Below are 13638 nucleotides of genomic sequence, written 5' to 3'. Positions count from 1 at the left end.
TTGGCGACAGGGCGCTTCGGCGGGCGTGGGGGATATTTTCGAATTAAACATATATTGACACTCCGCCTGTAGTCTGATACAAGATCAAGCTAGCATCGTTACGTATTTTTGCACGATAATTGCTATAACTTTTAGCGATTTACCTTGCTGTGTTTACGCCGTTTGGTTCTGTTTTGAGCTCGCCATTGCCGGCTACGATATTTCCTTTATTTCTTTCTCCCTCTTTTCTCCCTGCTTTCTTTCAATCCCGGCATGGGGTCACTACTAGCTACCAGAATGCGTTAACGGTCTTTGCAAGAAAACAAAGGCTTCCTGCACCTTCGTGTGGTGCGAAGGTGCAGGAAGCCCAGACTGTCTTGTAGGAGTACTTACTCGCTCAGATTTGCGATGGTAGATGCCCAACAACTCATATAATTCGAGCACCAACCACCAAGCGCTGTCAGGTCTTGTCGGGCGTGGTATTTCCCGCAATAACATAGTGCTGAGTCATCGCCCGTGATATGTGCCCAGTACTTAGACTCAACTCTGAAGTGTAAATGGCGTGACTTAGACTCCACTTTGAAGTGTTAATGGCGTGCGCGATAGAAAATGTTCGAACGTTGCGTGGCGTAAATTTCCCGCCGGCAAGTTGCGCTTTCAAAATCCAGGACGCAAAGACTTTTCCCAGCTCCTGGGAAGTCATTGGGCGTTTAGGGTCGCTATCGGAAGGGAAAAGGTAATCATCCGGCTTCAGCTTTTCGGCCTCTATGTATCGACCAATAACCTGTGCGCCTTGGGATATTAGAAAGGGGGCCTTCAAGGTCTGAATAATGCCTCGATCATTTAAGGCGGGTTCGAAGCGTGCTTTAGTGGAGAGAATGACTTGCGAACGCAATCCTGTCTGCATCATGACATACAGGCTTTGATCACGAAGGCTGCCTGAACGCTCCAAGATCTCGCGGATCGCTTGGATGGCTTCCTGGCTGATCATATTCACATGCGCATCGACGGACTTACGTTTTTTGATGTAAGTGACAGGTGCTGCCTGCCGGAGCTGGTGCGCGTCTTGACCAGCCGCTGCGATCTTTTTCTGATCATCACTACAAAGTTGGAGAGGGGGCGTGAGGGTGTTATCGAATGGCCGTGCTCTGGACTGGTCTTTAAACGCAAGGAGGGAATACAGTGGCAACGTCTCCACAAAGTGCTGTAGCTCTTCGAGTTCAATAGTGATGTTGTTGTCTGATCGAAGGGCGTTAGAAATGGTCGAAATTATACCAGCCCTTACTTGACATTCAGTAGGTGCGATAGCTCCGAGCTGGCATGTTTTGGATGACATCAATACGTCGTGATAGTCGCGGTAGCCCATCCCTTTTGAAAGAATCTCACGAGCGAACCAGAGCTTGATTGAGCTCTGACCAGGCCACTGGCGCTGAAGTTTTTTTGCGATTCGTTTGAAGCCGCCCCGGGTCAGCAAATCTTCGGAATAGATTGGAATACGCATAGCAGTTCTCCAATACGTCACGGTGTCGGCTGCCCGCTGACTATTGTCGAAATGCGTGCGAAAAGATGGGGAGCACCTGAGGCGTTGCCTTTGCGAACCGACCGCTCGATCCAGGTCGACCGATGCAGTCAAACGCTAGCATCGAGCCTACGACTTGTCCAATCGAGGGGGGGGAGGCGCCGCTCGTAACGGGCTGCGGTACTTTTCATCTGTGCTGGGCCTCCATGCTCGGGGTGCCCACGGGGGGGGAGTTCATTCACGCCCCTACAGTGGCCCCGTGCGCCCAAGTGTGGATGATGAAAGCTGCCAAATGCTTTGCATCCTTCGATGGGCGTGACGAGGTTTCCTGCATCAATGGTGATTTGACCATGGGGTGAGTAGGCTTTTACAGCTCGCTAGTCACCCTTGGTTATTTGAGCATAAGGGAAAAAGACCAAGGATCGATCGTGAACCTTAGCGGGGCAGAACTTTCGCAATGATCGCCTGGGCTGATTTGAGATCCTTCAGCAGATCTCTTCGCGGCTTGCAGTCGACATAGCCTGCCAAAACAATGTTACATACGCGGTCGATGGCCGACTGTTGATCCTCGACAGTCTCGTATGGTGCAGGGTTGCCACCGTAATAAGTGTCGTAGAACTTGTCGTCCCGCTCGCTTTTCTGATACTCCGCATACATCCAATTCTCCAGCGTGGAGCACCAGCTCCGGAATACTTTGTGTGCGTTGAAGGTCATCGGCGATATGCAAAGCCGCTGGAACTCGCTCCCAATTTTCGAGTGATCCTCCAGACTCATTTGCGTTTCAGGGCGCCAAAGAGACGCGTAGCCGGCTTCACGGTGGTATTCAATCGCGCCCTTACTGTACCCATACGTCGTTCCAGGCCGAGGTTTGCGTGCAACGCCGCTGGCCTTCCTGGCAGGGCTAACAAATTGCGAAGTATAGGGAGCGGAAGTGCCATCCCATGGCTGCGTGTCTGACGGTACAGCCGCTATCGGGTCTAGCGCTTCCACTGAGCTAGCAACTCTATGCAGGAGTTCCCCGTCCGAAGCGATTAAGTGCGGTACAGCATTCCCAGGGAAGTAGAGCCCACCCCAAGTGGGTTTGTGCAGGTGCAATGCGTGGTCAGTAATCCACTCGGCACGTTTGCTGACTAACGACTTTTCGTTAACGTGACCATAGGGCTCATCAAGTGCGACCCATCCACCTGATTTCGGGTCAATCCAGAGCGAAACGTGATCTTTGGATGGAAAGCCCTCAAGATTTTCGAGCGCTTTAAAATTCCTTTCCGAAGTTGCGGGGCGTAGGCCTGTGACTTCCATAAATTGCATTGAAAGTGCTGCACGTACGAGGAGCTCACGCGCCCGAGCTTGGCTATCCGTGTTAGCGCGCATTTCGAGATGATCAGGCGCCTCTAGGCGAAACCCTTCAAGGTTTCGAGCATATGTGCCCTGATGTCTTGTCATCAGATCCTTCACCGGGCGGCTTAAGTGGATCTGGATGGTTTCGCACCCAGCAGATCTTGGAGACGAGTCTCTGTCACGCCAGTAGGCTGAAATGAAAATAGAGTGTCTGCCAGGTTGCTGCTGATGCTGCGGCGAGGCTGGGGAAAGTTCACGCTGGGCGTGATGGAAATTGCGATATCCGGCAGCTTTGGCGACAAGATCTAACGTCATCGCATGCTTCTGTCCGGCTTGGCGAATAGCTTTGGCTTTTTTCTTGATACCGCGAAGGGTCGAAGGCTGTTCGTGGAGCGAGGAGTGCTGCTTTTGGAGCGTAGGTAGGGTGCTCATGTTTTTTCTCCAACCCCATATCCAACGCCACCCGCCTACGTCTTATTGGGGCCGCAAAAAAAATCATGGCCTATGAGATCGTTTACTTAAAGGTAGTGCCGTTACCAGCTTTCACTGACGGGTGAGGTGCGCCTACCTAGCGCAGAACCGAGACTAGCGGCGCGGCTGCAAGAATGCAAGAGGCTAGTTTAAGTGTGGTGGGTTGTGGTCTGGGCAGGTTGGACTGATCTCAATCCGCGCTTTCTATCTCATGATTCGGTGGACAGCGAGCGATGGATTCAGCTTGCGGGACGTGATGGGCCATTTTTTTTCCTTGGTAATGGGTCGCGCTTGAGATATCCCACCTGCTCGAACCAAAAGCCAACTGAATTCACGGCGTACCATTTTCCGTGGGGTGTGTAGGTTGGTAGTAGAGGTGAGCAACGGAAGGGGGTAGAAGATGGGAGTTGTCGTAATGACTTTTTAGTCTGATGCGTATTGGAGAGGTCTAGGGACGACTTGCTGGGAAAGCGAATCTGCGGAGAGGAGTTGCGGAGCGAAGGTTTGTAAGCTCTTGATTTGTAATGGGGTATTGGAGCGGATGGTGGGAATCGAACCCACGTTAGCAGCTTGGGAAGCTGCAGTTCTACCATTAAACTACACCCGCGAAACACCACTACAAATACGCACCTACGGACGGGGCCGATTAAGAACCCTCGTTATCAGCTTGGGAAGCTGGAGTAATGCCATTATACGACACCCGCTCAGAGCGGTGACTTTGTACCAGATACGGCCGGCGATTTGAAGTTTTTCTTTACGTGGGGCGGGTTTAACACGATGTATCAAGAAAACGTGGAGCCCATGACGGTCGATCGCGGGCAAGCCTCGCGCCTGTGCAATACGTTTAACGCAGCAGGGCGGGGCTTGCTCGCGATGACGCTACTTCAGCTTGCCAATGCATGGTGTTCCTGGACGTTGTGGTAACGCGGTCGGCTTTCGTGTTGCGACGGTTTCAGGAAACCCATCAGTGCGTTGCGGCTGTCTCGGCAGGCGGCTTTGTGCTCCATGTCGAGAAAGTGGCCGGTGGCCTGAAGGGTGCTGAACGTGCTGTGTTGCACGTGGCCGGCGAACAACCGGGCGTCGTCGGCGGCGGTGTATTCGTCCCATTCGCCGTTGAGGAACAGCACCGGTACATCAATTTTTTTCGCCGCGTGCAGATAGCACTGGCGGTCACTGTGCAGCACGTCGTTGATATGGAAGTGCATCTGCCCGTACTCATGCTCGGCCAGGGAGCTGACGTGGCGATAGTTGAAGCGCTTGAACAGCGACGGCAGGTGTTTGCCGATGGTGTCGTTCACCAGGTGCCCAACCCGGTCGCGGTCCAGGTTGCCGAGGTGTTCGACTCCGCGCTCGAGGTAGTCGAGCATGTGCGCGATGATCACCGGGGAGAACGAGCTGATCACGGCCTTTTCGATGCGCCGTGGCCGTTGCGACAACGCCATCATGGTCGCGGCGCCGCCCCAGGAAAACGACAGCACGTGCTCGGCGGCGAAGTGGTCGATCAGCTCCAGCAGGATCTGCCCTTCGATTTCCTTGGTGAGCATTTTCTCATGCAGGTTGTGGGCTTTTGACCGGCCCGCGTAGGGCTGGTCGTAGCAGACGACGTTGAACTGCGGATGGAGGTTTTTCACGGTTTGTGCAAACGACGCAGTCGTGGCCATCGAGCCGTTGACCAGGATAATGGTCTTCTCTGCGGCGTCTGCGCGATAGAACTCCGTGTAAACCCGGTACTGACCCTGTATATCCAGCACAGCGATTTCTGGCCTCATGTCATAAGACTCCTGGCAAGCGGGTATGCGCGCAAATGAGATTGCACGAGCTTTGTGACAGGTAGGCATATGCCTTGGAATTTGCTGGCCCATGTCGATCCAATGCAGTCCGGTCGACGGGTATTGTTATTGGCGGGCAGTCTGCCGGGTGAGGCCGGAACCCTTGGGTTCCTACCGGCAAAAAGTTTCTTGGAAGTATGGGGTGACTCATCGGTCACATTTCGGCCGACGTCCTGATTCAAGCAGGGGTCACATCATTGCGCAAGTGCCGTTGATAAATTGTTCGACAACTTTCTGCTGAGCGGTCGTGCGCTTAGATCGATCGGATCTCTTCGTCGGTCAGCGGGCGGTATTCGCCCGGTCTCAACGCGTCGTCGAGCACCAGCGGCCCCATGCGCTCGCGGTGCAGGTGCAGCACCTTGTTGTCGAAGTGGCCGAACATGCGCTTCACCTGGTGATAACGGCCCTCGACAATGCTCAGGCGTGCCGATTTCGGTCCGAGCCGCTCTAGCCCGGCCGGTTGCGTGGTGAGGTCTTCGAAGGCGAAGTACAGCCCTTCACTGAATTTGATCGCGTATTCAGGGCCGATCTCCTGCTCGGTTTCGACGTAATAGACCTTGGGCAGTTTGGTCTGCGGTTGGGTCAGGCGGCGCGACCAGCTGCCGTCATTGGTGATCAGCATCAGGCCGGTGGTATTGAAGTCCAGGCGGCCGGCGATGTGCAGTTCGTCCTTGTCCGGTTCATGGATCAGATCGAGCACGGTCGGGTGTTGCGGATCCCGCGTGGCACTGACGCATCCGGCGGGCTTGTGCAACATGAAATGGCGCAGCGGTTTGCCGACTTGCAGCACGTCGTCGTCAACTTCGACGCGGCTGAATTCGCGGACTTCGCTGTGCGGGTCACTGACGACTTTTCCGTCAACCCTGACGCGTTTTTCCACCAGCAACAGGCGCACCTGCTTACGGTTGAAGCGCGGCAGGCTGCTGAGGAATCGGTCGACACGCATGACTAGGGATCAGTGAGGAAAGGGGGGCGCATCTTACTTGATCGACCCGGACGCTGCTTGCAACTGCGTCTCGACCTCGGCGCAACGCGGGCATAGGCACGAAGCGTTGCGCAGTTGCGCCGGCAGCGCCTGGAGCACTGCCGGGTCGATGCTGACGCCGTAGCACCAGCAGGCGCGGTCGGCGGTTCGCGGGTCGGCCAGGGTGCAGTCATTGGGGGCACCGCAGGCGGGGCAGAGGTCAGGCTGGTTCATGGACGGAGTGAGATATTTCCACGCAGGTTCGGTTACGGCCACTTTGCTTGGCCCGATACATCGCATGATCCGCCCGTGACAGCAGGCTGTGCAAGGTGTCATCGGGCTGCAGGATCGTGAGGCCAATGCTCACGGTCAGTTGCAAGGCCTTGTCGTGGTAGGCATGGCGCTGTTGTTCCACGTGCTGGCGAATTTTCTCGGCGATCATCAGGCCTGTCTTGCCATCAGTGTCCTTGAGCAGCACGATGAACTCCTCACCGCCCCAGCGGCAGACGATGTCCGAGTGCCGCAGACAACTTTCCAGATCCCGGGCGAAACCGATCAGTACCTGGTCGCCGGCCAGGTGGCCGTAGGTGTCGTTCAGCGCCTTGAAGTGGTCGAGGTCCAACAGCAAGGCGGTCAGCGGTTTGGGCTCGCGCCGGGCTTCGTGCATGGCCTGTGCGGCCAGCAGGTCGAAGCCGCGACGATTGGGCAGTTCGGTCAGGCTGTCGAGGGTGGCCTGGGCCTGGATCTTGTCCTGAAAGCGTTTGATCACCCGGTTGAGCAGGGCCAGCACGATCACCGTGACCAAAAGGCAGATCAACAGGTTGAGGTACAGCGACTGGCGGATTTCACCCAGGGCGCTGTCTTCGCGTTTGTCGACGAACAGGTACCAGTTCAGCTCCGGGATAAAGCGTACGTTGAGAAAATGTCCCTGGCCCTGCACGGAATATTCATAGCTGCCGCTGTGGGGTTTGGGCAGCCGACTGACCAGGTCTTTCATGCTGTCGAGTTCACCGAGTTGCTGCCCGATGCGCGCACCCTGCGGACCCCCTTCGACGCCGGTGAGCACCAGGCGCCCGAAGTTGTCGACGAAATACACGCTGCGCTGATAACGCTGCTGGTACTTGTCGATCAGCTTGATCACAGCGTCGACGGTCAGGCCAACCCCGGCTGCGCCGATGAATCGGTCGTTGTAGTCGTAGACCTTGTAGTTGATGAAAAAGGTCAGGTTGTCCTTGTTGGCGAGGTCCGGGTCGACATTGATTTCGTACGGATCCTTCATGTCCCGCACGCGGAAGTACCAGGCGTCGCGGGGTTCGCTGGCCTTGACCTGTTTGAGCACACCCTTGGCGTGGTAGTAGGTCAGGCTGGTGTTGGAGACGAAGAATGCGGTGTAGGCGCCGTAGTGGGTCATGACCTCGTTGAGGTAGCGGGTCATCTGGTCGGAGTCTTTTTCACCGTTGACCACCCAGTCGCGCATGAAGGTGTCGCGGGCCATCATCGAGGAAATCAGGATCGGCCTGACGAGGTCTTTCTGGATTTCCGAATAGACCGTGTCCGACGTCAGTGGCAGCTCGGTGTTGACGATGTTGTCGCGGATCGAGGCCCGGGAGGCGTAGTAGCTGAGAAAGGAAGTGGCGAGGAAACCTGCGCCCAGCAACGCGACCAGCGTGAGAACCAACGAACGTTGAGAATACAGCGGCGAGCGAAGCGGCATGGCAGTTCCATTGGCAGTCATCCGATGGCGAGCATTCTAATTGCACGGCGGGGAAATAACTGCCCTATGTGCGCCGCGAATGGTCGTTCCTGCATTCCACAGAGGTTGCGCGTGGTCCTTGTGGGAGCGGGCTTGCTCGCGAAGGCGGTGAGTCAGGCACTTTAATCGTGAATGTGCTGACGCCTTCGCGAGCAAGCCCGCTCCCACAGGAGTGTGTGTTCAAGCCAGTGATTTCAGATACATCCGCCACCCGCCCAAATGGCTGATGTTCACCGCGCCCTCCAACCCATATGCCTCGCAGATAAACCCGCTCTCCCAGCGACCGTCCGCCAGTTGCACCTTGCCCAACCCCAGTGGTGCCGGAATCCCGGTCAGGAACGAACCCAGCTCACGGCTGGGCAACTCCCAGACCTCCACCGCAATCGCCACGCCGCCATCCTGCACGCGGACCATGCCCGGACGAAACGGCGGGCCACCGGCCAGGGCATAGAGTTGATAGTCCGGCGAACTGAAGGTCGTTTCCACCAAGCGGGCACCGCGTTGCTTGAGCTGCCAGTTCAACGCCAACCCGTCCAGATGCGCACCACAGACCACCAGCCGCGCCCGATCATGGCGTGCAACCGTCACCGGTGCAGGTGCGGCCAAGCCTTGCTGACGCTGCAAGGCATCCGCCACGCTCAACAGGTACTGATCGGTAAAGGCCCGGCCAAACAGCGTCACGCCCCATGGCAGGCCGTTGTCCATGAATGCACCGGGCACGGCGACGGCGGCGTAATCGAGCAGGTTCATGAAGTTGGTGTAGTAGCCCAGTTCCGAGTTGCGCAGCACCGGTTCGGCCTCCAGCTCCGCCAGTTTGACCGGGCGGCCGATGGTCGGCGTGACGACGCAGTCAAGGCCTTCCATTGCGGTGTCGCACAAGGCTTTGAGCGCTTGTAGCCGGTATTGGGCGCGGAAGGTTTGCACGCCGTCGACGGTGGTTGCCTTGGCCAATACGGTGCGAATCACTGGCAACACGGCCTCGGGGCTTTGCGCCATCAACTCGCCGGCCACGCTGTAGCGCTCGGCCACCCAAGGGCCTTCATAGAGCAAACGCGCGGCCTCCAGAAAGGGTGACAGGTCCAGTTCCACCGCTTCGCCGCCCAAGGCCTTGAGGCGGTCGATGGTGTCACCGAACAACAGCGGGCCTTCAGGGCAGCCGAAGAATTGCAGGTCCTGCGCACGCGGCACGCCAAAACGGAACGGCCGCGGTGTGCCGAACGCCGAGCCGTCGTTCCACAACGGATTGCTGCGGCTGTATTCGTCCCGTGGGTCGAGGCGCGCAGTGAGCGCCAGCAACTGGCTGGCCTCCCGCGCCGTGGCGGTGAACGTGGTGACGCAATCGAGCGTACGACAGGCCGGTACGACGCCGGCCGTCGAAATCAGGCCCTTGGTGGCTTTCATGCCGACCAGATTGTTCAACGCCGCCGGCACGCGCCCGGAGCCAGCAGTGTCGGTGCCCAATGCAAAACTCGCGACCCCGAGCGCCACCGCCAGCGACGAACCGGCACTGGAGCCGCCCGACGGGTACTCCGGCAATACGCTGTTGGGGCACGCGCCGTACGGTGAGCGGCTGCCGTTGAGCCCCGTGGCGAACTGGTCGAGATTGGTCTTGCCCAACGGAATCGCACCGAGGGCCAGCAGTTGCTCGACGATGGTCGCCGAACGCTCTGGCATGTAGGCAAATGCCGGGCACGCCGCCGTGGTCTCAATGCCCGCCAGGTCGATATTGTCCTTGATCGCGAACGGCACGCCATACAGCGGCAGGCTGTCGAGGTCTCGACCGTCGAGGGCGGCGAGGTAAGGTTCCAGTTCTTCTGCGCTGAGCAAGTGGATGAATAGGTGATAGTCCGGGTTCAGCGCCGCGGCTTTGTCCCGCAGGCCCGGCAGCAGTTGCCGGGGGGTGAGGCTGCCTTCGCGGTAGGCGCTGCGCAGGGCGTCGAGTTGCAGGTTGATGTTCATGGCATGAGTCCTTGGCAAAATGGGTTCAGTCGAGTTCCAGCACCACGACGCGTTGTCCGGCGCGCACCGCCGAACCCGGTTGCACGCGAATCTCGCGCACCACGCCGGCCATTGGCGCGAGCAGGGGGATTTCCATCTTCATCGACTCCAGGATCACCAGCACATCACCGGCCTCGACGCGGCTGCCGGTCTCGACCCGGACCTGCCAGAGGTTGCCGGCGATGTGGCTGTCGACGCTCTGTTGACCGCAGGCCAACGGCGCCTCTTCGGTCGCCTCCGGGGCCGGTTCTTCACTGTCGAAATGGGCCTGGCCACTGTCGATCCAGCGTTCGCGTTCAGCATTGAATGCGCTTTTTTGCTGATCGCGAAACGCGGCAATGCTCTCGGCTTGCTGTGCCAGGAATGCCTGATATTCCTCCAGATTCAACTGACTGTGCTCGATGTTCAGGTCGAAGCGCCCGAGGGGAAAATCCCGGCGGATGCGCAGCAGTTCATCGGCGCTGACCGGGTAGAAACGGATCTGGTCGAAAAACCGCAGCAGCCACGGTTTACCATCGAACGCGGCGACTTCGCGGTAGCGATTCCACATCTGCAGCGTACGCCCGACAAACTGATAACCGCCGGGGCCTTCCATGCCGTAGACGCACATGTAGGCGCCACCGATGCCCACCGAGTTCTCGGCCGTCCAGGTGCGCGCCGGGTTGTACTTGGTGGTCACCAGGCGATGGCGCGGGTCGAGCGGAGTGGCGACCGGTGCGCCGAGGTAAACGTCACCCAGCCCCATCACCAGGTAACTGGCATCGAACACCGTGCGTTGGACTTCATCGAGGTTGGGCAGGTCATTGATGCGACGGATGAACTCCAGGTTGCTCGGGCACCACGGCGCATCCTTGCGCACGGTGGTCATGTATTTCTCGATGGCCAGCTGGCACGCCGGGTCGTCCCAGGAGAGCGGCAGATGGACGATGCGTGACGGTACTTGCAGGTCTTTGGCTGCGCACACCGCATCCCATTCGCCGGCGACTATGCCGAGCAGGTCGGCCAGTGGCAGTTGCTCGGGTTGATAGTGGATTTGCAGCGAACGAATGCCGGGGGTGAGGTCGATCACGCCTTGCAGGTGTTTGCTTTCCAGGGCCTGTATCAGGGCGTGGGCGCGAAAACGCAGGACCAGATCGAGTTCCGGGGCGCCGATTTCAAGCAGCAAATGCGTGTCACCGGACAGTCTTGCGACCAGCCGGGTGTCGTCCTGCCCCAAATCCAATACCACGGGCGACACCATCCCCTGTGGGAGCGGGCTTGCTCGCGAAAGCGGTGCTTCAGACACAGCAATGTTGACTGACACGGCCTCTTCGCGAGCAAGCCCGCTCCCACAGTGATCCCATTTCAAGGCCAGGGTGCGGGCGGTCTTGAGGTCAACGGGCACAAACTGCACCTTGTCCCCGGCCTTGAGCTGCCCCAGTTGCCAAAGATCCGCCTCGATCACCGTTACCGGGCACACGAACCCGCCGAGGCTCGGGCCATCCGGGCCGAGGATGACCGGCATGTCACCGGTAAAATCCACCGCACCGATGGCATAGGGATTGTCGTGGATGTTCGACGGATGCAAACCGGCTTCACCACCGTCGGCGCGCACCCATTGCGGTTTTGGCCCGATCAGGCGGACGCCCGTGCGGCTGGAGTTGAAATGCACTTCCCACTGCGTGGAGAAGAAGGTGCCGATGTAGTTTTCCGTGAAGTATTCCGGGGCGCCGTGGGGGCCGTAGATCACACGAATCTGCCGAACCGCTGGCAGCCCGGTGAGCTGATCTTCAGCCAGTTGTTGACCGACGCTGCGGTCATTCAGGGCTGGCAGGTGCAACACATCACCGGCTCGCAATGCGCGCCCGCCATGGCCGCCGAACTGGCCGAGAGTGAAGGTGCTTTTGCTGCCCAGATAGTCCGGCACCTGCAGGCCGCCGCGCAGGCACAGGTAGCTACGGGCACCTGCGCCGGCAATGGTGCCGAGGCTCAACTTCGCACCCGCCGTAACGGCCAGCGCGGTGTTCATTGGCACGTTTTCACCGTTGAGCAGCAATGGAATCTGTGCGCCGGTTACCGCCACTACCGCCTCGCAATTGAAGCGCAGCAACGGCCCGCTCATGGTGATTTCCAGCGCCGCCGCGCCTTCGTCATTGCCCAGTAAACGATTGCCCAGACGCAGCGCGCGACTGTCCATCGGCCCCGAAGGCGGCACGCCGACCGCCCAGTAGCCGAGGCGGCCGGGATAGTCCTGAACGCTGGTCTGGGTGCCAGCGCTGAGCACCTCGAAGGTGTTGGCCTGATAGACCAGGCCTTCCAGGCAGCGGGTCCACGGTTGACCGCTGGCGAAAGGTGCATCCAGTAGAATCTGCCGCAGGTAATCGCGGTTGGTTTCCACGCCGTAGAGCAGGCTGGCACCCAGCGCCTGATGCAGATCCGCAGTCGCCTCTTCGCGGGTCGGCGCCCAACTGATGACCTTGGCGATCATCGGATCGAAGTACGGCGGGATCTCGCAGCCCGCCTCGACCCAGGTGTCGATGCGCAGCTGTTTGCCATCGGCAGCGGGGAAATTCACCGCAGTGAGCAAACCGGGGCTCGGTTGGAAATCGCGCCCCGGATCTTCGGCATACAACCGCGCCTGAATCGCATGGCCCTGCGGTTTCAAACCCTGTACCAGGTCCCTCAGCGGCGGCAGGTCACCGGCCGCCAACTGCACCATCCAGCGCACCAGGTCGACGCCCCACACCTGTTCTGTGACGCCGTGCTCCACCTGCAAACGGGTGTTCACTTCCAGAAAGTAGAAACGCCGGGCATCGCTGTCGAAGACGAACTCCACGGTGCCGGCGCTGCGGTAATTCACCGCTTTGGCCAGTTTGATCGCCGCCGCGCACAGTTCATCGGCCATGCCGTCGGGCAGGTTCGGCGCTGGGGTTTCCTCGAGGACTTTCTGGTTGCGGCGTTGCACCGAGCAGTCGCGCACGCCGAGGGCGATCACTTCACCGTGACCGTCGCCGAATACCTGCACTTCCAGATGGCGGGCACGCTGGATGTACTTCTCGATGAACACCCCGGCGTCGCTGAAGTTGTTCTGCCCGAGGCGTTTGACCGCTTCGAAGGATTCGCTCAACTCGGCCGCGCTGCGGCACACGCGCATGCCGATGCCGCCACCCCCGGCGGTGCTCTTGAGCATCACCGGGTAGCCGACCTGTTCACCGGCCTGAAGCGCGGCATTGAGGCTGTCGAGCAGTCCGGTGCCTTCGAGCATTGGCACGCCGTGCTGTTTGGCCAGGGCGCGCGCAGTGTGCTTGAGGCCGAACACGCGCAGTTGTTCGGGCGTCGGGCCGATGAAGGCGATGTCGGCGGCCTCGCAGGCTTCGGCGAACGCGGCGTTTTCCGAGAGAAAGCCGTAGCCGGGATGGATCGCGGTGGCGCCAGTGGCTTTGGCAATGGCGAGGATTTTATCGACCGCCAGGTAAGTGCCGGCGGCCGCACCTTCGCCGAGGCTGTGGGCCTCATCGGCTTGCAGGATGTGCAGGCTGGCGGCATCGGCTTCGGAGTACAGGGCAACACCCTGCACTTGCAGCTCGCGCAAGGTCCGCAGGATGCGGCAGGCAATGGCGCCACGGTTGGCAATCAGGACTTTTTCGAACATGGCATAACCCCCGGAGGCGATAGCGCATCAGCCTCGACTGGGATGCGGGCCGTCCCGCAGTTTTTCGACAGGCGCCGAGGTCGTCCCCGACGGCAGAATCAGTTCGTTCCAAAACACCATTGGCCCCTTGTAGGAGCGAGCCTGCTCGCGATGGTC

The 13638-nt window shown here is 59.1% G+C and carries 8 protein-coding genes and 1 tRNA gene; all 9 read right to left on the bottom strand.

All coding sequences use genetic code 11. The features are described 5' to 3' along the window. Positions 1 to 439: 439 nt before the first annotated feature. Complete coding sequence (locus RS887_RS04265; protein WP_322614494.1) at positions 440 to 1480, bottom strand: hypothetical protein; 1041 nt, start codon at positions 1478 to 1480, stop codon at positions 440 to 442. 453 nt (positions 1481 to 1933) lie between these two features. Continuing rightward, positions 1934 to 3268, bottom strand: a complete 1335-nt coding sequence (locus tag RS887_RS04260) for a DUF5623 domain-containing protein (RefSeq protein ID WP_322614493.1) — start codon at positions 3266 to 3268, stop codon at positions 1934 to 1936. A gap of 572 nt (positions 3269 to 3840) precedes the next feature. After that, positions 3841 to 3914, bottom strand: a tRNA-Gly gene (locus RS887_RS04255). Positions 3915 to 4191: 277 nt separating this feature from the next. Beyond that, complete coding sequence (locus tag RS887_RS04250; RefSeq protein WP_322614492.1) at positions 4192 to 5076, bottom strand: alpha/beta hydrolase; 885 nt, start codon at positions 5074 to 5076, stop codon at positions 4192 to 4194. A gap of 313 nt (positions 5077 to 5389) precedes the next feature. After that, positions 5390 to 6082, bottom strand: coding sequence for a pseudouridine synthase (locus RS887_RS04245; RefSeq protein WP_322614491.1), 693 nt, complete (start codon positions 6080 to 6082; stop codon positions 5390 to 5392). A gap of 33 nt (positions 6083 to 6115) precedes the next feature. Continuing rightward, complete coding sequence (locus tag RS887_RS04240; protein WP_322614490.1) at positions 6116 to 6334, bottom strand: cysteine-rich CWC family protein; 219 nt, start codon at positions 6332 to 6334, stop codon at positions 6116 to 6118. Further along, on the bottom strand, positions 6321 to 7814 hold the full coding sequence (locus tag RS887_RS04235; protein WP_322614489.1) for a sensor domain-containing diguanylate cyclase: 1494 nt from the start codon (positions 7812 to 7814) through the stop codon (positions 6321 to 6323). Before RS887_RS04235 ends, RS887_RS04240 begins: the two co-directional genes overlap by 14 nt. A 219-nt stretch (positions 7815 to 8033) precedes the next feature. Beyond that, positions 8034 to 9812 carry an allophanate hydrolase gene (gene atzF / locus RS887_RS04230; RefSeq protein ID WP_322614488.1) on the bottom strand — a complete coding sequence of 593 codons (1779 nt, stop codon included), beginning with the start codon at positions 9810 to 9812 and terminating at the stop codon, positions 8034 to 8036. Between the two features lie 25 nt (positions 9813 to 9837). Next, the gene (gene uca / locus RS887_RS04225) at positions 9838 to 13482 is read right to left on the bottom strand and encodes an urea carboxylase (RefSeq protein ID WP_322614487.1); all 3645 of its coding nucleotides are present in this window, start codon (positions 13480 to 13482) and stop codon (positions 9838 to 9840) included. Positions 13483 to 13638 lie beyond the last annotated feature (156 nt).

It is taken from the genome of Pseudomonas sp. BIC9C, assembly GCF_034541995.1.
Taxonomy (GTDB): domain Bacteria; phylum Pseudomonadota; class Gammaproteobacteria; order Pseudomonadales; family Pseudomonadaceae; genus Aquipseudomonas; species Aquipseudomonas fluorescens_CC.
This window is presented reverse-complemented; position numbering and strand designations above follow the sequence as displayed.

Excerpts from the sequence above, each read along its gene's own strand:
- uca (WP_322614487.1), bottom strand. The coding sequence starts at position 13,482 with ATGTTCGAAAAAGTCCTGATTGCCAACCGTGGCGCCATTGCCTGCCGC.
- RS887_RS04250 (WP_322614492.1), bottom strand. The coding sequence starts at position 5,076 with ATGAGGCCAGAAATCGCTGTGCTGGATATACAGGGTCAGTACCGGGTT.
- RS887_RS04245 (WP_322614491.1), bottom strand. The coding sequence starts at position 6,082 with ATGCGTGTCGACCGATTCCTCAGCAGCCTGCCGCGCTTCAACCGTAAG.
- RS887_RS04260 (WP_322614493.1), bottom strand. The coding sequence starts at position 3,268 with ATGAGCACCCTACCTACGCTCCAAAAGCAGCACTCCTCGCTCCACGAA.
- RS887_RS04235 (WP_322614489.1), bottom strand. The coding sequence starts at position 7,814 with ATGCCGCTTCGCTCGCCGCTGTATTCTCAACGTTCGTTGGTTCTCACG.
- atzF (WP_322614488.1), bottom strand. The coding sequence starts at position 9,812 with ATGAACATCAACCTGCAACTCGACGCCCTGCGCAGCGCCTACCGCGAA.
- RS887_RS04240 (WP_322614490.1), bottom strand. The coding sequence starts at position 6,334 with ATGAACCAGCCTGACCTCTGCCCCGCCTGCGGTGCCCCCAATGACTGC.
- RS887_RS04265 (WP_322614494.1), bottom strand. The coding sequence starts at position 1,480 with ATGCGTATTCCAATCTATTCCGAAGATTTGCTGACCCGGGGCGGCTTC.